Here is a 200-nt window from a genome sequence, read left to right on the forward strand (position 1 = left end):
GGTATCGCAAAGCGGCGGAGCAGGGAGATGCAGATGCTCAAGCTATATTGGGATTCTTATATCTTTTAGGAGAAAGAGGTGTTCAAGTAAATAAATCTTTAGCCAAAGAATGGTTTGGTAAGGCTTGTGATAATGGTAATCAAAATGGCTGCGAATATTATGGCAAGCTAAATAGAGGGGAGCTCTAATGCCAACTTTAC

1 pseudogene is annotated in these 200 nt (G+C 40.5%); it reads left to right on the plus strand.

Going from position 1 to position 200, the window contains the following annotated elements:
• Nucleotides 1-188 (plus strand): annotated as a pseudogene (locus tag HMPREF2644_RS09410) (sel1 repeat family protein); the annotation flags it as partial.
• Nucleotides 189-200: the final 12 nt, after the last annotated feature.

This window comes from Haemophilus sp. HMSC071C11, from assembly GCF_001837655.1.
Lineage (GTDB): Bacteria > Pseudomonadota > Gammaproteobacteria > Enterobacterales > Pasteurellaceae > Haemophilus > Haemophilus influenzae.